This is a genomic window from Streptomyces sp. WAC05374 (genome assembly GCF_004353505.1).
GTDB lineage: Bacteria > Actinomycetota > Actinomycetes > Streptomycetales > Streptomycetaceae > Streptomyces.
Genome location: NZ_SMNQ01000001.1, coordinates 603,049 through 621,294 on the forward strand (window position 1 = coordinate 603,049; position 18,246 = coordinate 621,294).

17 protein-coding genes are annotated in these 18,246 nt (G+C 73.7%); 10 read left to right on the forward strand and 7 right to left on the reverse strand.

Going from position 1 to position 18,246, the window contains the following annotated elements:
- Positions 1-4: 4 nt before the first annotated feature.
- The gene (locus E2B92_RS02810) at positions 5-1,117 is read right to left on the reverse strand and encodes a 3-dehydroquinate synthase family protein (protein ID WP_126883163.1); all 1,113 of its coding nucleotides are present in this window, start codon (positions 1,115-1,117) and stop codon (positions 5-7) included.
- 350 nt (positions 1,118-1,467) lie between these two features.
- Between E2B92_RS02810 and E2B92_RS02815 the strand changes: the two genes are divergently transcribed.
- From E2B92_RS02815 to E2B92_RS02830, 4 genes are all read left to right on the forward strand, one after another.
- On the forward strand, positions 1,468-2,319 hold the full coding sequence (locus E2B92_RS02815; protein ID WP_126883162.1) for an ABC transporter substrate-binding protein: 852 nt from the start codon (positions 1,468-1,470) through the stop codon (positions 2,317-2,319).
- Positions 2,286-3,116 carry an amino acid ABC transporter permease gene (locus E2B92_RS02820; RefSeq protein ID WP_185923476.1) on the forward strand — a complete coding sequence of 277 codons (831 nt, stop codon included), beginning with the start codon at positions 2,286-2,288 and terminating at the stop codon, positions 3,114-3,116. The genes E2B92_RS02815 and E2B92_RS02820 overlap by 34 nt, the downstream gene beginning before the upstream one ends.
- A gap of 10 nt (positions 3,117-3,126) precedes the next feature.
- The gene (locus E2B92_RS02825; protein ID WP_126883160.1) at positions 3,127-3,912 is read left to right on the forward strand and encodes an amino acid ABC transporter ATP-binding protein; all 786 of its coding nucleotides are present in this window, start codon (positions 3,127-3,129) and stop codon (positions 3,910-3,912) included.
- Positions 3,913-4,057: 145 nt separating this feature from the next.
- Positions 4,058-4,903 (forward strand): GNAT family N-acetyltransferase, encoded by an 846-nt coding sequence (locus E2B92_RS02830; RefSeq protein WP_126883159.1) that lies wholly within the window; start codon positions 4,058-4,060, stop codon positions 4,901-4,903.
- A gap of 1 nt (position 4,904) precedes the next feature.
- Here E2B92_RS02830 and E2B92_RS02835 read toward each other — a convergent pair whose 3' ends face one another.
- Positions 4,905-6,845, reverse strand: coding sequence for an ABC transporter ATP-binding protein (locus E2B92_RS02835; RefSeq protein WP_126883158.1), 1,941 nt, complete (start codon positions 6,843-6,845; stop codon positions 4,905-4,907).
- Positions 6,846-6,979: 134 nt separating this feature from the next.
- On the opposite strand from E2B92_RS02835, the gene E2B92_RS33735 reads away from it, so the two are divergent.
- From E2B92_RS33735 to E2B92_RS02855, 4 genes are all read left to right on the forward strand, one after another.
- Positions 6,980-8,596 (forward strand): collagen-binding domain-containing protein, encoded by a 1,617-nt coding sequence (locus tag E2B92_RS33735; RefSeq protein ID WP_126883157.1) that lies wholly within the window; start codon positions 6,980-6,982, stop codon positions 8,594-8,596.
- 142 nt (positions 8,597-8,738) lie between these two features.
- Positions 8,739-9,506 (forward strand): nucleotidyltransferase family protein, encoded by a 768-nt coding sequence (locus E2B92_RS02845; RefSeq protein WP_399430753.1) that lies wholly within the window; start codon positions 8,739-8,741, stop codon positions 9,504-9,506.
- Positions 9,503-9,757, forward strand: a complete 255-nt coding sequence (locus E2B92_RS02850) for a hypothetical protein (protein ID WP_126883156.1) — start codon at positions 9,503-9,505, stop codon at positions 9,755-9,757. Before E2B92_RS02845 ends, E2B92_RS02850 begins: the two co-directional genes overlap by 4 nt.
- Complete coding sequence (locus E2B92_RS02855; RefSeq protein ID WP_126883155.1) at positions 9,754-10,536, forward strand: metallophosphoesterase family protein; 783 nt, start codon at positions 9,754-9,756, stop codon at positions 10,534-10,536. The genes E2B92_RS02850 and E2B92_RS02855 overlap by 4 nt, the downstream gene beginning before the upstream one ends.
- A gap of 69 nt (positions 10,537-10,605) precedes the next feature.
- On the opposite strand, the gene E2B92_RS02860 is transcribed toward E2B92_RS02855, so the two are convergent.
- On the reverse strand, positions 10,606-11,415 hold the full coding sequence (locus tag E2B92_RS02860) for an SDR family oxidoreductase (RefSeq protein ID WP_126883154.1): 810 nt from the start codon (positions 11,413-11,415) through the stop codon (positions 10,606-10,608).
- A 125-nt stretch (positions 11,416-11,540) separates the two neighbouring features.
- On the opposite strand from E2B92_RS02860, the gene E2B92_RS02865 reads away from it, so the two are divergent.
- Complete coding sequence (locus E2B92_RS02865; RefSeq protein ID WP_126883196.1) at positions 11,541-12,779, forward strand: FUSC family protein; 1,239 nt, start codon at positions 11,541-11,543, stop codon at positions 12,777-12,779.
- A gap of 147 nt (positions 12,780-12,926) precedes the next feature.
- A complete protein-coding gene (locus E2B92_RS02870) occupies positions 12,927-14,138 on the forward strand; it encodes an amidohydrolase (protein ID WP_235023691.1) in 1,212 nt (403 codons plus the stop codon).
- A gap of 16 nt (positions 14,139-14,154) precedes the next feature.
- On the opposite strand, the gene E2B92_RS02875 is transcribed toward E2B92_RS02870, so the two are convergent.
- The 4 genes from E2B92_RS02875 to E2B92_RS02890 form a co-directional block, all read right to left on the reverse strand.
- Positions 14,155-15,621, reverse strand: coding sequence for an aminotransferase class I/II-fold pyridoxal phosphate-dependent enzyme (locus E2B92_RS02875; protein ID WP_126883152.1), 1,467 nt, complete (start codon positions 15,619-15,621; stop codon positions 14,155-14,157).
- Between the two features lie 66 nt (positions 15,622-15,687).
- Positions 15,688-15,996 (reverse strand): hypothetical protein, encoded by a 309-nt coding sequence (locus tag E2B92_RS02880; RefSeq protein WP_126883151.1) that lies wholly within the window; start codon positions 15,994-15,996, stop codon positions 15,688-15,690.
- 7 nt (positions 15,997-16,003) lie between these two features.
- The gene (locus E2B92_RS02885; protein ID WP_126883150.1) at positions 16,004-16,417 is read right to left on the reverse strand and encodes an SRPBCC family protein; all 414 of its coding nucleotides are present in this window, start codon (positions 16,415-16,417) and stop codon (positions 16,004-16,006) included.
- 241 nt (positions 16,418-16,658) lie between these two features.
- Positions 16,659-18,170 carry an MFS transporter gene (locus E2B92_RS02890; protein WP_126883149.1) on the reverse strand — a complete coding sequence of 504 codons (1,512 nt, stop codon included), beginning with the start codon at positions 18,168-18,170 and terminating at the stop codon, positions 16,659-16,661.
- Between the last annotated feature and the right edge of the window lie 76 nt (positions 18,171-18,246).

Here is an 18,246-nt window from a genome sequence, read left to right on the forward strand (position 1 = left end):
GGGATCAGTGGGTGATGAGCAGGTCGGGTACGGGGGTGTGGGGGGCGATCACGCCGAGCGCCGGGCGCAGGACGTCGTCGTCGACCTCGGTGAGCATCCGGCCGCGTACGACGTGGGGGGCGCCGAGCCCGTCGAGCAGCACCATCCGGGCGGGTCCGGCGTTCGGGACCGGTACCGGGCCGCCGGGCGCGCCGCGCCGCAGGGCGGCCGCGAGGGCGTCCGTGGTGAGCGGGGCGGGCAGCTCGCGCGGGGCGCCCCAGCGCTCCATCAGCTCGTGGTGGGCGCGCTCGGCGGCCGGGTCGAGCAGTCCGAGCAGGACGGCGATCCGGGCGGCGACGAGCATGCCGAGCGCGGCGGCGTCGCCCTCGCTCGTCCGCGGGTCCAGCGACAGCAGGGCGTCCGCGACGGTGCGGCCGTAGCGGAACGCCATGGCCGGGCCCTGTTCGCTCGGGTCGTAGGACATGAGCGTGGCGCGGATGTCGGCGTTCAGGGCGACGACACGGGCCATGAGCCCGGCGTCGAAGCCGGTGACGTCGGGGCGCAGCAGGGCCGCGGCCGTGTCGTAGAAGGACGGGCTGACCGCCAGGACGTTCCTGACGAGGGCCGCGAGCCCGGTGCGCAGCCCGTCCGGCGGCAGGGTGCGCAGCAGGTCGGGCTGGGCCCACACCAGGGTGGGTGCCAGGCCGTGGGCGGCCGGGTGCTCCAGGGTCAGGGCCGTGTCGGTCATGGCCCGGGGGGTCGTGGGCACCAGGATCAGCCGCGGCCGGGTGCCCGGTCCGGCGGCGAGCCGGGCGGCCGCCTCGATGGTGCGGCTGCCGCCCAGGGCGACGATCACGGTGTCCGGGGTGGGAGTGGCGTGCCGGGCCGTGCCGGTGCCGGACGCCGCGAGGACGCGTGTGGGGGCGGCGGAGCCGAGCGCGCTCAGCACGCGTGCGGTGTGGGCGCGCGGCAGCCCCGCGTCGGTGACCAGCCAGAACGCGTCCGCCGCCAGTCCGGTGGCGATCCGCGTCAGCTCCTGCCAGGCGTCGTCCCCGGTGCGGATGAGGACGGGGAAGTGGAGGTTGCCGGCGAGTATGGCGCGGTCCATGGCGATGGCCGGTGAGGTGGTGGGGTTCATGAGGGGTTCACTCGTTCACTGGTGCGTGTCGGAATGTCGCCCCTTCACCGTCCGGGGCCCGCTGTCCCGGCCGCCTGAGGCTGCGGCCCCCTCCCGGCCCCGGGCGCGGCCCTGTCCGTGCGGCCCGCGCCCGGGGCCCGGCGGCCGGCCGCACCGGGACAGGGGCGGGGGCGCGGGCCCGGGCGTCCCGGGACACGGGGCCCGGGCGTGGGCACCCGGTGGCGGGACCGGCTCGGGCGATCTCCGCGACGGCGCGCGCCGCGTGTCATACGATCACGCCCGGCGGCTGCGTCAACCGGCGTCACCCCCGGCGTCACCCAGAGGCCGCCCCGCGCTCATGGAGGTCAACCGTGACGAGGACTGCCGGCGGCGAGCGACGCGCCCCCCACACCCCCCGAACCGTCTTCACCGCCTGTGCCGCCGCGGCCGGGCTGCTGCTCACCGCCACCGGGTGCGGGAACGGCGACGAGGGGCCCGGCGAGGCGGCGGGCGGGGTGCCCGTGGTCGAGAAGGGCAAGCTGACGACCTGCACCCATCTGCCGTATCCGCCCTTCCAGTTCGAACAGGACGGCGAGATCGTCGGCTTCGACGTGGCGCTGGTCGACCTGGTGGCGAAGAACCTCCAGGTCGAACAGAAGATCCTCGACACGCCGTTCGAGAACTTCAAGACCGGCGCGTTCCTCAACTCCGGCGAGTGCGACCTGGCCGCCGCCGGCATGACGATCACCGAGGACCGCAAGAAGAACGTCGACTTCTCCGTCCCCTACTTCGACGCCACCCAGGCGCTGCTGGCGAGCAGGAAGAGCGGCGTCACCACCCTGGCCCAGGTCAAGGAGAAGAAGCTCAAGCTCGGCGCCCAGGCGGAGACCACCGGAGAGAGCTACGCCAAGAGCCAGGGCTTCGACCCGGTGGCGTTCGAGAGCTCCGACGCGGTGCTCAACGGGCTGCGCACCGGCCAGGTGGACGCGGTCGTCATCGACTACCCGGTCGTGCAGGGCTGGCTGAAGGACAAGGCCAACGCCGACGCCTTCGCCCTGGGGCAGAACATCGAGACCGGTGAGCAGTACGGCTTCTCGGTGAAGAAGGGCAACGACAAGCTGCGGGCAGCGATCGACAAGGCCATCAAGGACGCCAGGGCCGACGGCACGTACGACAAGCTCTACGAGCAGTGGATCGGCCCGCTGCCCAAGGACCCGTCGTGACCTCACGGCTGACCAGGCGGCAGCGGCGGCGGGTGTCGCGGGGCATCCAGTACGCGGTCTTCGTCGCCGTCGTCGTCCTGATCGCCGTCCTCGCCGACTGGGACCGGCTCCAGAACCAGTTCGCCCAGGCGGACCTGGCCGAGCGGCTCTTTCCGGACATCATCACCACCGCGCTGCGCAACACGGTGGTGTACACCGTCTCCGGCTTCGTCTTCGGTCTCGTCCTGGGCCTGGTCATCGCCCTGATGCGGCTGTCGTCGGTGGCTCCCTACCGGTGGGCCGCGAGCGTCTACATCGAGATCTTCCGGGGCCTGCCCGCCCTGCTGATCTTCATCTTCGTCGGGGTCGCCGTGCCGCTGGCGTTCCCCGGTACGGAGATCCCCGGCGGTACGTACGGCAAGGTCGCCCTCGGCCTCGGGCTGGTCGCCGCCGCCTACATGGCGGAGACGATCCGGGCGGGCATCCAGGCCGTGCCGAAGGGGCAGATGGAGGCGGCGCGCTCGCTGGGCTTCTCGCACGCCCGCGCGATGGTGTCGGTGATCATCCCCCAGGCGTTCCGGATCATCATCCCGCCGCTCACCAACGAGCTGGTGCTGCTGTTCAAGGACTCCTCGCTGGTGCTGTTCCTCGGGGTGACACTCGAGGAGAGGGAGCTGACCAAGTTCGGCCGTGACCTGGCCAGCCAGACCGCCAACTCCACGCCCATCCTCGTCGCCGGCCTGTGCTACCTGCTGGTGACCATTCCGCTGAGCTTCGTGGTGCGCCGCCTGGAGGCCCGCGCCGCCAGGGCCAGGTGAGGACCCCGCGATGACGACGACGGCACGCAACGAGATCGAGATCCGGGGACTGCACAAGTCCTTCGGGGACAACGAGGTGCTGCGCGGCATCGACCTGGACGTCGCCACCGGCGAGGTGGTGTGCGTCATCGGACCGTCCGGCTCCGGCAAGTCGACGCTGCTGCGCTGTGTGAACCTGCTGGAGGAGCCGACCAGGGGCACGGTCTTCGTGGGCGGTACGGAGGTCACGGACCTGGACGTCGACATCGACGCCGTACGCCGCCGCATCGGCATGGTCTTCCAGCAGTTCAACCTCTTCCCGCACGTGACGGTGACGGAGAACCTCACGCTGCCGCAGCGGCGGGTACTGGGGCGGGGCAAGGAGCAGGCGGCGAAGGTGGCCCGGGAGAACCTGGCGCGCGTCGGGCTGGCCGACAAGGCGGACGCCTATCCGGCGCAGTTGTCGGGCGGGCAGCAGCAGCGGGTGGCGATCGCCCGGGCGCTGGCGATGGGCCCGGAGGTGATGCTGTTCGACGAGCCGACGTCGGCGCTCGACCCCGAGCTGGTGGGGGACGTCCTGGCGGTGATGCGGATGCTGGCGGCGGAGGGCATGACGATGATGGTGGTCACGCACGAGATGAGCTTCGCCCGGGAGGTCGCCGACCGGGTGGTGTTCATGGACGAGGGCCGGATCGTCGAGGAGGGCCCGGCCGAGCGGGTCGTGGGCGACCCGCAGCACGAGCGGACCCGCCACTTCCTGACCCGCATCCTCGACCCGGCCGCCGCCGCACCGCCCGGTCCCGAGGACGGCCGCTAGGGCGTGTCTCTCGGATCTTCCGGGCGGCGGGCCCCCGGCCGGAAACCGCCGGTCCCGGCGGACGGGATCACGGGTGTGGACCGGGCGGGGGTGTGGGCGGCGGTAGCGTACGAGGACCGATGAACGACGGCCGGGAGGAGATCCCTTGTCGACGCTCCACGTGTCGCGGGCGACGCCGGAGGAATGGGCACTCGTGCGCGAGTGGGCCGCGGCGGAGGGCTGGAACCCCGGCCTCGCGGACGAGCAGAGCTTCTTCGCCCAGGACCCCGACGGCTTCTTCCTGGGCCGGGTGGACGGCGAGAGCGCGCCGGTGTCGGCCATCTCGGTCGTCAACTACGGCGACGCGTACGCCTTCCTGGGGTTCTACCTGGTGCGGCCCGACCGGCGCGGGCTCGGCCACGGGCTGGCCACCTGGAAGGCGGCGCTCGGGCACGCCGGGGACCGGACGGTGGGCCTCGACGGGGTCCCGGCGCAGCAGGACAACTACCGCCGCTCCGGGTTCGCCCTGGCCCACCGCACGGCACGGTACGTGGGGCCGGTGGCGGGACGCGCCCCGGCGGCGGGCGTGGTCCCGGCCGCCGAGGTGGACGGCGCCGCGCTCGCCGCGTACGACAGCGGCTGCCACCCCGCCGACCGGCCGCGGTTCCTGGAGCGGTGGCTGGGCACGCCCGGGCACCGGGCGCTGGCCCGGGTGGTGGACGGCAGGGTGACGGGGTACGGCGTGATCCGCCCGGCGCGCGAGGAGGCCCGGGTCGGCCCGCTCTTCGCCGACACGCCGGCCGACGCGGAGGCGCTGCTGGACGCGCTCGCGGACGGCTTCGGGGCGGACGGGATCGCCGTGGACGTACCGGAGTCCAACGGGGCCGCCGTGCGGATGGCCGAGGCGCGCGGTCTGGTGCCGACGTTCCGCACGGCGCGCATGTACACGGGGCCGGTCCGCCCGTTCGCGCGGGAGCGGGTCTTCGGGATCACCACCCTGGAGCTGGGCTGACTCAGGGCGCCGTGCCGTACTGCTCGGCCTGGAGGCGGTACATGCGCCGGTAGCGGGAGTCCGGCCGCTCCATCAGCTCCTGGTGGGAGCCCGACTCCACGAGTCCGCCATCGTGCAGCACATGGATGACGTCGGCGGACTGGATGCCGGCCATCCGGTGGCTGACGAGCACCACGGTCCTGCCCTCGTCGGCCAGCGCGCGGATGCGCCGGAAGGACTCCACCTCCGCCTCGGGGTCCAGGGCGGAGGTCGGCTCGTCGGCGATGACCAGGCTCGCCTCGCGGTAGCGGAGGCGGGCCTGGCCGACGGTCTGCCACTGGCCGCCGGACAGGTCGGAGCCGTGCCGGAACTGGCGGGCCAGCAAGGTGTCGTAGCCGCGCGGCAGGGTGGCGCCGAGCCGGTCGGCGCCCGAGTACGCGGCGGCGCGCTCGACGCGGCCCGGGCGGGGGGCCGCGCCGGGCTGCCCGATGCGGATGTTGGTGCGGAGGGTGAACGGCCAGCGCTGGAAGTCCTGGTCGAGGACGGCGACGTGGCGGAAGACGTCGAGCCGGTCGGCGTCGGCGAGGTCGGTGTCGCCCCACAGGACGCGGCCGTCGGCCGGCCGGTGGAGCCCGGCGAGGAGTTTGACGAGGGTGGACTTGCCCGAGCCGTTCGCGCCGACGAGGGCGACGACCGAGCCCGCGGCGATGGTCAGGGACACCCCGCGCAGGGCCGGCTCGTCGCGGTCGGGGTAGCGGAACGTGACGTTCTCGAAGGTGATCTTCTCGGGGAAGTCCGGGACGGCCGTGCCGCCGGCGGGGATGGCCCGCGTCTCGGCCGCCGCCGTGAAGCGGTCGAGGTCCCGGACGTACAGGGACTCCTCGTGCAGGGTGTTCACCTGGGTGATCAGGGCGCTGAGGCTGGCGGAGCCGGTGCGTACGGCGAGCGCGGCGGTGCCTGCCATGGCGATGTCCATGCGTCCGGTGACCAGGAGGACCCCGAGGGCGGCGTACGTGAGGAGCGCGGCGGCGCCGGAGAGGGCGGCGGCGAACAGCTCGGTGACCGCGCGTCCGTCGGCGAGGCGGGTCTGCTCGGCCTCGGAGGTCTCCGCCATGTCGTGGAACGTGTCCAGGAGGTAGCGGCCGACCTGGTGGACGCGGACCTCCTGGGCCGACTCGCGGCTCGTGATGAGGTTGTTGACGACGCGGGCGGCCCGTTCGTGCTCGATCCAGTTCATGCGGGAGGCGTAGCGGCGCTGCGCCACGTGCATGGCTCCCCAGCCGCGCGGCAGGGCGATGAGCACCAGCAGGGGCAGCAGCGCCGGGTGCAGCACGGTGAGGACACCGGCGGCGGCGACGATGGTGAACACGCCGTTGAGGGCGGCCACGCAGGCGCCGATCATGTTGCGGGCCGCGACGGCGCCGTACTGGGCGGAGTCCAGGAGCTTGCGGAAGGCCCCGTCCTCGATGGCCTCCAGCTCCACGCCCGCGGCGCGGTGGAGGTACTTCTCGGTCGCGAGCCGTTCGACCTTGGGCTCCAGGCGGCCGGTGCCGGCCGTGGACAGGGAGGCGAGGACCGCGTTGACCACGGCGAGCACGCCCGCGGCGATCAGGGCGGGCATCGCCGCGCGGAGGCGTTCGACGGTGGTGCCGGCGGCGAACAGGGCCTGGAGGACCTGGTTCGTCAGGAGCAGGCCCGCCGCCTGGGCGATGCCCTGCCCGATCTCGGTGAGGCCGACGGTGAGCAGCGCGCGACGGTCGGACTCCCAGGCGAGCCGCAGCGTGCTGCCGACGAACCGCGGCAGGGCACGTACGGCGGTCAGGGGCTTGAGGTCGAGCATGGCGTACTCGTGCGCGACCCAGCCGGCGTCGTAGCGCAGGGCGCCGCCGAACAGCTCGCGTTCGCTGTCGGAGACGAGTGGCTCGGACCTCCCGGCGCGCCGGAACAGCTTCTTGTCACGCACGGTCCCCACCCCCGGCTCTCCCGGCACCCTTGCCGTCGCAGCCACCGCTCCCCCGCCGCCGACCGGGTGAAACGTCGCCCCCGGGGGCGGGCGCGTCGCGAGCCCGCCAGATCGGATGATCCTATTTTTCGGCTATGCGAATGACTGGACTGGCCGCGATTCCGATGGTGCTGTGCGGGCTGTGCGCGGCGAGTCCCCCGCCCGGCGGCCCGCAGGCGTCCGGCACGCCCGGACCACCGGCCGTGCACGGCAACCCGATGGCGGGGAACCACGGGTTCGGTGTGGTGACGGAGCGGGACGCGGTGCTGGGCGGCACCGGCGGCGAGAGCGCCGTGGCCGTGGGCGGCTCCCTCGCCCTCGGCTCGCGGTACACCATCGCGCCACGCCCGGCGGACGGCTTCCGGGCCACCGGGGACGCGCGGCCCACCGCACTCCTGGTCGACGGCCGGGTCGACTTCGCCGCGAGCGCGGCGGACGCGGTCCTGCGCGTGGCCGGGGACCGGTACGCGAAGGTCGGCGACCTTTCCGGCACCGCCACCCGGGCCACCGGCATGGACGGCGCACCGGTCAAGACCCGGCTGGTCGCGGCCGGGGCCGGGTACGGCACGGCGCCGCGCGTCGAGCTGACCACCGCGCAGCCCCCCGCGTCGGTGGGGCCCGCGCGGGGCCTGCTCGACTTCGGTGCGCTCTTCGCGAGCCACCGGCAGCGCGCCGACGCCCTGGCCCGGTGCCGGGGCACGGTGACCGTCCCCGCCGGCACCCTCGCGTCCGGCGGCACGGTACGCGTCCGGCTCGCCGGGGACGGCACGCACGTACTGCGGCTGACCGGCGCGCAGCTCGCCCGCGTACGGGCCCTGGAGTTCGCGGACCGGCCCACGGCCGCGCGGCCCCTGGTCGTCGTGGTCGACACGACCGCCGAGGGGGGCGCGCTGTCGTGGCGTACGCCGACGGTGACGGGGATCGGCCGCGAGGACGCGCCGTACGTCCTGTGGGCCTTCCCCGACGCCACGCGCCTCGCCCTCACGGCGGGCGGCACCCTGCGGGGCTCCCTCTACGCGCCGCGCGCGGAGCTGACCGACGGCAGCCCGGCCGCCGTCGAGGGCGACATCGTGGTCCGCGCGCTGAAGGCGGGCCCCCGGTCGGGCGCCGTCCGCAGCGCCCCGTTCGCGGCGCGGCCCGTGTGCCCGGCCGCGACGGCCCCGGCGGGCGCGCCCGGCCGGGACCGCGCACCGGTGCCGGTACCGGGCACGGACGCGGAGCCGCGCGCCGGGACGGAGCCGGGGCCGGACGACGAGCCGGTGGACGAGCCGGAGCCCGGCACGGAGGCGGAAGCGGAACTGGAAGCGGAAGCGGAAGCAGCGGAGGAGGAGGCGGAACCGGGGTCCGGCGAAGAACCGCCCGCCGGCCCCGCCGACGAGGAGGCCGAACCCGCCGAGGCCGAGGTGGAAACCGGCCCGGAGGCCGAACCCGCCGAAGCCGAGGTGGAAACCGACCCGGAGGCCGAACCCGCCGAAGCCGAAGTGGAAACCGACCCGGAGGCCGAACCCGCCGAGGTGGAGACGGGAGCCGACCCCGCCGGGACCGGGGCCGAACCGTCCGCCGACACGGAGTCCGGCCCGCCCGGCGAGATGGCGGAGACGGGAGCCCGCGCGAGGCTCTGGCTGGTGGGTGCCGGGGCCGCGCTGCTGGTCGCCACCGGCACCGTCCTGACCAGGGCGTCCCGCGGCAGACACCGGGGCACCGGCGAGTGAGCCGGGGGTAGCCGGACACCGGCGGCCCGCGCGCCGCCGACCCCCGGCACGGACCCGTGCGCCGGGGAGAACCGAGCCATAAACCGCACAGCCCCGGGTACCCGAACCGCCTCCCGAGGCCGATGAGGAGGGCTGAGCACCCGTGAGGAACCACTCGCAAGACGCCTCCCAGCCGGGCGGTCCGACCGAGCAGGGCGAGCCGTTGGGCCCGTCCGGGCTGCGACTGGCCGGTGGCAGAGCAGTGGAGGGCGACCCCGGCGGCGCGCTGCTCGGCGCGCCCGTGGGCGGCGGACCGCCGGCAGGCGGCCCGGCCGGTCCAGGCGACGCCCTCGCCGGTCATCCTCCGGACCGTACCCAGGCCATCCTGGAGGCCACGAAGCAGGTGGCCGCGCTGCTCAAGGGCAAGGGGCACCCGTTCGCCCTCGCCGGGAGCGTGGCGGCGTACGCGCACGGGGTGCCGCAGAGCCTCCAGCACGACACCGACTTCGCCATCCTGCGCGAGGACGCGGCGGCGATCACCGAGGACCTGGAGGCCGCCGGGATAACGGTCCGGGTGCCGCCGGAGGACTGGCTGATCAAGGCACGGAGCCACGGTGAGGAGATCGACCTGATCTTCGAGCTGGCGCGGCATCCGGTGACGCGCGACCTGCTGGACCGGGCCCACACCCTGCCGGTCGACTCGGTGCGCATGCCGGTGCTGGCGCCGACCGACCTGCTGGGCAGTCTGCTGGCCGCCTTCTCGGAGCACCACTGCGACTTCGGCGCCGTCCTGCCGATCGCCCGCACGCTGCGGGAGAAGATCGACTGGGAGCTGCTGCGCCGGGAGAACGAAGGTTCGCCGATGCCCGAGGCGTTCCTGTACCTGCTGGAGCGTCTGAACGTGATCGAGCCACGGGAGGCAACGCCATGAGCGCCGCCGACACCGCCGAGTACCGCATCGCCCACCTGCGGGACCGGCTGGCCAGCGAGGACATCGCCGAACTGGGCATCAGGATCGAGCAGCGCGGCACGAGCGTGATGCTGTACGGCACCGTCGCCAGCGCCGAGTGCCGGTCCGAGATCCTGCGCATCGCCGAGGAGGAACTGGCCGGGCTGCCGCTGAGGGAGGACCTGGTCGTCGTCTGCGCGGACGCCCCCGACCACCCCGAGGAGCTGTCGTGATCCGAGTAGCAGCGGTCGGTGACATCCATCTGGGCCCCGGCAGCGCGGGCACCCTCCGGCCGGCGTTCGAGAAGCTGCACGAGCAGGCGGACCTGCTGTTGCTGGCGGGGGACCTGACGCGGCACGGCACCGCCGAGGAGGGCGAGGTCGTGGCCGGCGAGGTGGCCGGGCTGGGAGTGCCGGTCGTGGCGGTCCTGGGCAACCACGACTACCAGAGCGACCAGGAGGCGGAGGTGACGGCGGCGCTCGACCGGGCGGGGGTGACCGTCCTGGAGGGCGAGGGCACAGTGCTGAACATCGGCGGCGTCCATGTGGGCGTCGCCGGTACCAAGGGGTTCGGCGGCGGTTTCGCCGGGCGCAGCGGCGGTGAGTTCGGCGAGCCGGAGATGAAGGACTTCATCCGCTACACCCGGCGGTGCGCGGACGGGCTGCGGGACTCCCTGGCCATGCTGCGCGAGGCGAACTGCGCCGTACGCATCGCGCTGACGCACTACTCCCCCGTGCCGGACACGCTCGCGGGTGAGCCGCTGGAGATCTATCCGTTCCTGGGCAGTTACCTGCTGGCCGAGGCGATCGACGAGGGCGGCGCGGACCTCGCCGTGCACGGTCACGCGCACATGGGCACCGAGCACGGCATGACGAGCGACGGGGTGCGCGTGCGCAATGTCGCCCAGCCGGTGATCGGCCGCGCCTTCGCGGTCTACCACCTACCCGTCCACGCGAGCGCCGCGGTGGGCGACGGCGTGCGCACCGGGGCCGACACGGTGGGTGCCCACTAGCGGGCGGCCCTTCCGACGGCAGCGCCCCGCCCGGAACACGGGCGGGGCGCTGCCGTGCGCTCGCGGGGTTCAGGGGCGGCGCCAGGCGTCGCCCTCCAGGTGCGAACCGGCCTGGGGGCCCATCCGGAGCATCCCGCCGTCCACCACCCATGAGGCGCCGGTGACGTACGAGGCGTCCTCGCCCGCCAGGAACGCGATGACCGCCGCGACCTCGCGTGCGTGGCCCGGTCGCCCCAGCGGCACGCCCGGGCGGGACTGCTTGCGCACGTCCTCGTCCTCCTGGCCGGTCATGGGGGTGGCGATCTCGCCGGGCGCCACGGCGTTGACGGTGATGCCGTACTCGGCCAGCTCCAGCGCCATGACCTGGGTGAGCAGCCCGAGACCGCCCTTGGCCGCGCAGTAGGGCGCCGCCCCGACGCGCGGCTGGTGCTCGTGCACGGACGTCACATTGACGATCCGTCCGCCGTCGCCCTGCTCGATCATGCGGCGTGCGGCGGTCTGCGAGCAGAGGAACGGCCCGATCAGGTCGATGTCGAGCACGTCCCGCACGGTCTCGTGGGTCAGCTCGAGGAAGGGCGTGGCCGTGCCGGTTCCGGCGTTGTTGACCAGGACGTCGATCCGGCCGAGTTCACCGGCCAGTTCGTCGACGACGCCGGCGGCCTGTGGCAGCCGCGTCAGGTCCAGCCGTGCGACGGCGGCGCGGCGCCCGTGGCCGCGTACCTCCTCGGCGGTCCGGTGGGCGCCCTCCTCGTCGGTGTGCCAGGTGATGCCGACGTCCATGCCCTGGGCGGCGAGCCGGACGGCGGTGGCGCGGCCGATGCCGGAGTCGGAGCCGGTGACGACGGCTACGGGGGTTCCCCGGTTCACGGGCGGGTTCATCGAGCCTCCTCGGCGAGGGGATGGGGACTTTGGCGGTACCACGTGACGGGTGAGGCAAAACGGCGTCCGAGGGGTTCCCGGGACTGAAGTGTGGTGAGTGGCTCATGATCGGGCACGTGAATGGGATGCCGGACGTATCAGCACCCGTGATCAAACTGGTGCGGCGGACCACGGAGCCCGTCGCGGCGCAGACGCTGCGTTCCACGGCCGCCGCCGTCATCTCCTTCGTCGTCGCCCTGATGGTCCTGCCCGCGCAACCCGCCCCGCTGACCGCCCCGCTGACCGCGCTGCTCGTCGTCCAGGTCACCCTGTACGCGACGCTCACCACCGGTATCCGGCGCGTCAACTCGGTCGTCGTGGGCGTCCTCATCGCCATCGGCTTCACCGCCCTGGTCGGGCTGACCTGGTGGAGCCTCGGTCTGATCATCTTCACCTCGTTGATCATCGGCCGTTATGTGCGGGTGGACGAGTTCGTCCCCGAGGTGGCGATCAGCGCGATGCTGGTCCTCGGTGTCTCCCAGGCCGCGTCGGCGGCGTGGCACCGGGTGCTGGAGACGCTGATCGGCGCGGGGGTGGGCCTGCTGTTCAACCTGCTGTTCGCGCCCCCGGTGTGGACGCAGTCGGCGGGGGCGTCCATCGACGGCCTGGCACGCGGGATGGGCCGGATGTTCCGCACCATGGGCGAGGAGATCTCCGAGGGGCACATCCCCTTCCCGCACGCGGCGGCCCGCCTGCACGAGGCGCGGCGGCTGGACCACGACATCGTGGAGGTCGACGCCTCGCTGCGGCAGGCCGAGGACAGCCTGCGGATGAATCCGCGCGTACGGGAGGGGCTGCTGTCGCGGGTGGTGCTTCGGACGGGGCTGGACACCCTGGAGATCTGCGCCGTGGTGCTGCGGGTGCTCACCCGGAGCCTGACGGACCTGGCGAAGTTCCGTACGGAGGAGTCGCTGTTCCCCGCGGACGTGTCGGCCGGGCTCAAGGAGCTGTTCGACCAGATGGCCGACGCGATCGAGAGCTTCGCCCGGCTGATCACGACGCAGGTGGCCGCCAACGCGGAGGCGGCGGAGGAGCGGCTGACCGCCGCGCTCGCGGCGAGCCGGGTCACCCGTGACCGGGTCGCCCACATGCTGCTGGAGGACGTGCAGGAGCACCCGCGGCAGTGGCAGTTGCACGGGGCGCTGCTCGCGGAGATCGACCGGATTCTCGACGAGCTGGATCTGGACAAGCGCAGTGAACGCCTGATGCAGGAGCTGGACCGCCGCTCGGCGGAGCTCAGTGAGCGCCATCCGCGGCTGACGGCGCTGCGCCGCCGGCTGAGCGGCGCGGCGGGCCGCGAGCGGCGGCCGAGCGTGGAGGCCTGAGTCGCCCCGGGCGTGGAACACGTGCGGGGTGCCCGTCGGCCGATGGAGGAGGCGCAGGTGTCACAGAACCCGCTGTCCCACAACCCGCTCTCGCCGGACCCGCTCCAGCGGAACGCGCTGCCGCAGAACCCGCTCTCGCGGGACCCGGTGGCCCGGGACCCGGAGCCGCCGGACCCGGAGGCCGTGTACGAACGTGTCGGGCGGGAGGTCGCCGCCCGCGCGGACCGGCTGTGGGAGGTGAGCCTCGCGCTGCACAGTGCACCGGAGACGGCGTTCGAGGAACGCGAGGCGGCCCGGCTGCTCTCCGGCGAACTGGAACGGGAGGGGTTCCGGGTGGAGCGGGGGGTGGCGGGCCTGCCGACCGCGTTCACCGGCCGGACCGGGACCGGCGGGGGGCCGTGCGTGGCGCTGCTGCTGGAGTACGACGCGCTGCCGCTGCTGGGGCACGCCTGCGGCCACAACCTGATCGCCGGTGCGGGGCTGGGCGCGGCGCTGGCGGTGCGGGGCGCGCTCGGCGGCGAGGTGCCGGGTTCGCTGCTGGCGGTGGGGACGCCCGCGGAGGAGCGTGGCGGCGGCAAGGCCGTGGAGGTGGAGGCGGGGCTGTTCGACGGGGTGGACGCGGCGCTGATGTTCCACCCGGGCGTGTACGACTGGGTGCACGCGCCGCTGACGGCGAGCGCGCGGGTGCGGGTGGCGTTCCACGGGCGGGCCGCGCACCCGACGGGCAACCCGACGGAGGGCATCGACGCGCTGGGCGCGCTGATCCAGTTGTTCAACACCCTGGGCGTGGTGGAGCGGCGGTTCCCGTCCGGCTCCCATGTGCAGGGGATCATCACGGACGGCGGGCGGGCCACCAACATCGTGCCCGAGTACGCCGAGGGCGCCTTCGGGCTGCGCGGCGCGACGACGGCCGCGCTGGAGGAGCTGGTCGAAGAGCTGCACCGTTGCGCGGCGGGCGTGGCTCGGGCCACCGGTACGCGGGTGGAGGTGACCCGCGACGGGGCGCGCTACGAGCACTTCCGGGACAACGAGGTGCTGTCGGGGCGCTTCGCCCGGCATCTGGAGCGGGCGGGCATCCGCCTGTCGGAGCCGGTGCCGGGGGTGTACCTGGGGTCGTCCGACATCGGCAACGTGAGCACGAGGGTGCCGGCGATCCACCCGTTCGTCGCCATCATGGGGCCGGACGCCTCGGACCACACGCCCGAGTTCGCCGGGGCGGCGGCGGGGCCGCGGGGGCGTGAGGTGATGCTGGCGGCGGCTTCGGCGCTGGCCTGTACGGCGGTGGACGTGCTGCTGCGCCCGGACGTCCCGGGGGACGCCTGGGCGTGCCTGCGGGCGAAGGCGGAGGCGGGCCTGTAGCGGCCGGCCCGCCGCCTCAGTCCTCCACGGTCACCCGGACGGACGTGACCTCCGTGTCGGCGGCGTCCGGGACGACCATGCCCGCCTCGACGCCACTGCGGAGGTAACGCAGGACCGCGGAGTTGAGCCTCTCGCCGGGCAGGGCGGCCGGGATGCCGGGCGGGTAGGGGGTGAGCATCTCGGCGCTGACCCGGCCGGCGGCCCGCTCCCACGGCACCTGTTCGACCCGCCCGAAGAAGGCGTCGCGGGGCAGCATGACCTGTTCCAGCCTCAGTTCGGCGGGGTCGGGGACGTCGACCTCCGGCGCGGGGCGCAGGTCGTCCGCGTGGGCGGCGACGTCGCGCAGCGCGGTGAGCAGGGCGTCGGCGCTGCGTTCGTCGTCGGCGTGGGTGAGCTGGGCGCTGCTGCGGCGGTGGTCGGACAGGTGCAGGTTGATGCGGTGGTGCTCGCGGATCCAGTCGGCGACCCGGTAGCCGGTGGTGCCGAGGCCGGTGATGTCGACGATGACCTGCAGCGGGTCGAGGTCGGCGGCGCGGCCGGGGCCGCAGAAGTCGTCGCGCCCGTGGACGTGCAGGCCGTCGATCTCGGCGATCCGCGCCCGGACGTCCTTGGCGAGGGCGAGCGCGTCGTCGTAGAGGGCGTGGCCGTGCTGGACCATCTGGCGGCGCCAGCCGTCGAGGGCCGCGTACACGAGGACGGAGGGGCTGGTGGTGCCGAGGAGGTCCTCGCGGTTCTTCAGGACCTCGGGCTCGATGAGGTCGCCCTGGAGGTGGAAGACGGAGCCCTGTTCGAGTCCGGAGCCCATTTTGTGGACGGAGGTGACGCAGACGTCGGCGCCCGCGTCCATGGCCCAGGTCGGCAGGTCGGGGTGGAAGGGCAGGTGGGCGCCCCACGCCTCGTCCACGATGAGCGGTACGCCGTGCTCGTGGCACGCCTCGGCGATGGCCGGGAGGTCGGAGCAGGTCCCGTACGGCGTGGGGGTCGTCACCAGGGCGCCCCGGGCGTCGGGGTGCTCGGCGAGGGCGGCGCGGAAGGCGTCGGCGGACGGCGGGTGGGCGAGGTGGCGGTCGGGGTCCCACTGGGGGTCCACCCAGATGGGCACGATCCCGGCGAGGACGAGCCCGGACACGACCGACTTGTGGGCGTCCCGGCCGACGAGCAGTTTCTCGTGCGGCCCGGCGACGGACAGCATGGCGGCCTTGACCGACAGGGAGCTGCCGCAGGTCGAGAAGAAGGTGTGCTCCGCCCCGACGGCGTCGGCCATCAGCTCCTGGGCCCGGGCGAGGACGCCGTGGGAGGAGGTCCGGTCGTCCAGGCCGCTGGTGGCGAGGACGTCCGAGTGGAAGACGGCGTCGCCGAGGATGGTGCGGACGCGCGGGTCGGCGCCGCGGCCCTGCTTGTGGCCGGGCGGGGTGAAGGGGGTCTGGTTCTCGGAGTGGTACGCGGCGAGCGCGTCGAGCACGGGTGCCTGTGAGTGGTCCATGCCCTCCCAGTGCCCCGCGAACCGGGACAAAAACGGTGACGATCATGGGCGGGCCGTGGCCCCGGGTCACGGCCGGGGGCGGACGCGCTGCCAGCGCGGGCGGGCGTCGGCGCCCCGGCGGCCGGCCACGGAGGCGCAGCGCGGGCAGACGCGCCGGACGCGGTCGGCGGCGCCGCCCGACTCGGGCAGCACGTCCTGCCAGCCGACGTGCGGGAAGCGGCCCAGTTCGGACCTGCTGAGGGAGAGCCCGCACACGGTCTGGTTCAGGCCGGGCTCCCAGGCGTGGACCTCCCCTGCGGGGAGCCGGCGGCGGCCCTCCTCCTCGTCCGTCCACTGTCCGGAGGCGGCGACGGCGTACTGCCTGACCCGGGGCACGGAGCGGTCACCCGGCGGCGTTGTCGACGCGCATGCGGACCTGGTCCTCCAGGCGCGCGAGGCTCCGGTCGAGGGCGTCGTGCACGGGCCGCTCGCCGGGGTCGTGGCTCTCGTCGAAGAACGACAGGTGGACGGTCACCTCGCTGGCCCCGCTGCCGATGCCGGCCACCTGGAGCCATCCGGCGTAGCCGCCCTGCTCGCGGGTGCCCCATTCCAGGCGCATCTGCTCCTTCCGGGCGCGCAGCAGCGCGGAGGTGTCCTCGTCGGTGCGGTCCTCGTGCACGGTGACGGCGGGCAGTTCCCCGGCGTGCACGTGCAGGGCCTCGGGCAGCCAGTTGTCGAACTGGTCGACGTTGGCGGCCTGGTCGAAGACGTGCTCGGGCAGCGCCGGCATGGTGCGTGAACGCTCGTATTCGGTCATCGCTCCACCGTTCCTCGTTCCTGGCTCGGTTCGGGGTGTTCCGGGGAGACGGGTGCCCGGCCTGCCGGAACCGAAGCGGGGAAAGGGAAAGCCCCGGCTGGACGGGGGAACCAGCCGGGGCAGTATGTGAGGCGGTGGTGAAGGCGTCTTCACAACCGACTGAATGAACGATAAACCATTGAGTGGCGTTCGATCCAATCGGGGGCCGCGCCACCGTCGTGGCGGGGCCGCCCGCCGCCGCTCACGGCACCGTGCGCGCGGCGGCGGAGGGGCCGGCCGGCGTCATGGCGCTCGCCGCCTGCGCGGACAGCGGCGTCGCGATGCCCTCCAGCGGCTTGCCTTCCGCGGCGACGGCGAAGAACAGCGCCACGAGGCCGCCCGCCACCATGAGCGTGGCGCCGATGCAGAAGGCGAGCACGGTGTCCGCGACCACCCCGCTCTCGGTGAGCTTGGCGAAGATCAGCGGACCGGAGATGCCGCCGGCGGCCGTCCCGACCGCGTAGAAGAAGGCGATGGCCATCGCGCGGGTCTCCATGGGGAAGATCTCGCTGACCGTCAGGTACGCGGAGCTGGCCCCGGCGGACGCGAAGAAGAGGACCACGCACCAGCTCAGGGTCATGGTGGTGGCGGTCAGCCAGCCCTGGGAGAACATCCACGCGGTGACGAAGAGCAGCCCGCCGGAGACCAGGTACGTACCGGCGATCATCGGGCGACGGCCCCAGGTGTCGAACAGGCGCCCGAGCAGCAGCGGGCCGAGGAAGTTGCCGAACGCGATGACCGCGAAGAAGTAGCCGGTGGAGCCGGTGCCCACGCCGAAGAACGTCACCAGGATCGCCCCGAACCCGAAGGTGATCGCGTTGTAGAGGAACGCCTGCCCGATGAAGAGCGCGAGGCCCAGCACCGCCCGGCGCGGATAGGTGCGGCAGAGCGTTCGGGCGATCTGGACGAAGCCCACGCTGTGCCGCTGCTTGATGGTGATCGCCCCGGCCGGCTCGGGCAGCGGGCGCCCCGTCTCCGCCTCCACCTGCCGCTCGACGTCCGCCACCAGTCGCTCGGCGCCCTCCTCGCGCCCGTGGATGAACATCCAGCGCGGGCTCTCGGGCACATGGCGGCGTACGAGCAGGATGACCAGGCCGAGGACGACACCGAGGCCGAAGGAGATCCGCCAGCCGAGGTCCTTGGGCAGGAGGTCGGTGTCGAGGGCGAGCACGGACAGCAGGGCACCGCCCATGGCACCGAGCCAGAAGCTGCCGTTGATGATCAGGTCCACCCGGCCGCGGTACTTGCTGGGGATCAGCTCGTCGATGGCCGAGTTGATCGCCGCGTACTCGCCGCCGATGCCGAAGCCGGTCAGGAAGCGGAAGACGAAGAACCACCAGGCGGAGAAGGACAGCGCCGTCAGGGCCGTCGCGGCGAGGTAGACCGCCAGGGTGATCAGGAACAGCTTCTTGCGCCCGAAGCGGTCCGTCAGCCAGCCGAAGAACAGCGCCCCGGAACACGCCCCGGCGACGTACAGCGCGGCGGCGATACCGGTGACCTGCGCGCTGCTGATCGCGAGCCCGCTGCCCTCCTCGGACAGCCGGCCGGCCATGCTGCCCACGATGGTGACTTCCAGGCCGTCCAGGATCCAGACGGTGCCCAGACCGACGACGATCATCCAGTGCCACCGCGACCACGGCAGTCTGTCCAATCGCGCCGGTACCCGGGTCGTGACGGTCCCGTCCGACGCTTGCCCGAGCTCCCGCTCTGTCATGGGTCACCTCCGAGGCGTGAACACGGCGGGCGGGTACCCCATGATCAATCCGGTGAAACGGTGCCGTTTTCGTGGG

Excerpts from the sequence above, each read along its gene's own strand:
- E2B92_RS02850 (WP_126883156.1), top strand. The coding sequence starts at position 9,503 with ATGAGCGCCGCCGACACCGCCGAGTACCGCATCGCCCACCTGCGGGAC.
- E2B92_RS02825 (WP_126883160.1), top strand. The coding sequence starts at position 3,127 with ATGACGACGACGGCACGCAACGAGATCGAGATCCGGGGACTGCACAAG.
- E2B92_RS33735 (WP_126883157.1), top strand. The coding sequence starts at position 6,980 with ATGCGAATGACTGGACTGGCCGCGATTCCGATGGTGCTGTGCGGGCTG.
- E2B92_RS02875 (WP_126883152.1), bottom strand. The coding sequence starts at position 15,621 with ATGGACCACTCACAGGCACCCGTGCTCGACGCGCTCGCCGCGTACCAC.
- E2B92_RS02890 (WP_126883149.1), bottom strand. The coding sequence starts at position 18,170 with ATGACAGAGCGGGAGCTCGGGCAAGCGTCGGACGGGACCGTCACGACC.
- E2B92_RS02885 (WP_126883150.1), bottom strand. The coding sequence starts at position 16,417 with ATGACCGAATACGAGCGTTCACGCACCATGCCGGCGCTGCCCGAGCAC.
- E2B92_RS02865 (WP_126883196.1), top strand. The coding sequence starts at position 11,541 with ATGCCGGACGTATCAGCACCCGTGATCAAACTGGTGCGGCGGACCACG.
- E2B92_RS02810 (WP_126883163.1), bottom strand. The coding sequence starts at position 1,117 with ATGAACCCCACCACCTCACCGGCCATCGCCATGGACCGCGCCATACTC.
- E2B92_RS02860 (WP_126883154.1), bottom strand. The coding sequence starts at position 11,415 with ATGAACCCGCCCGTGAACCGGGGAACCCCCGTAGCCGTCGTCACCGGC.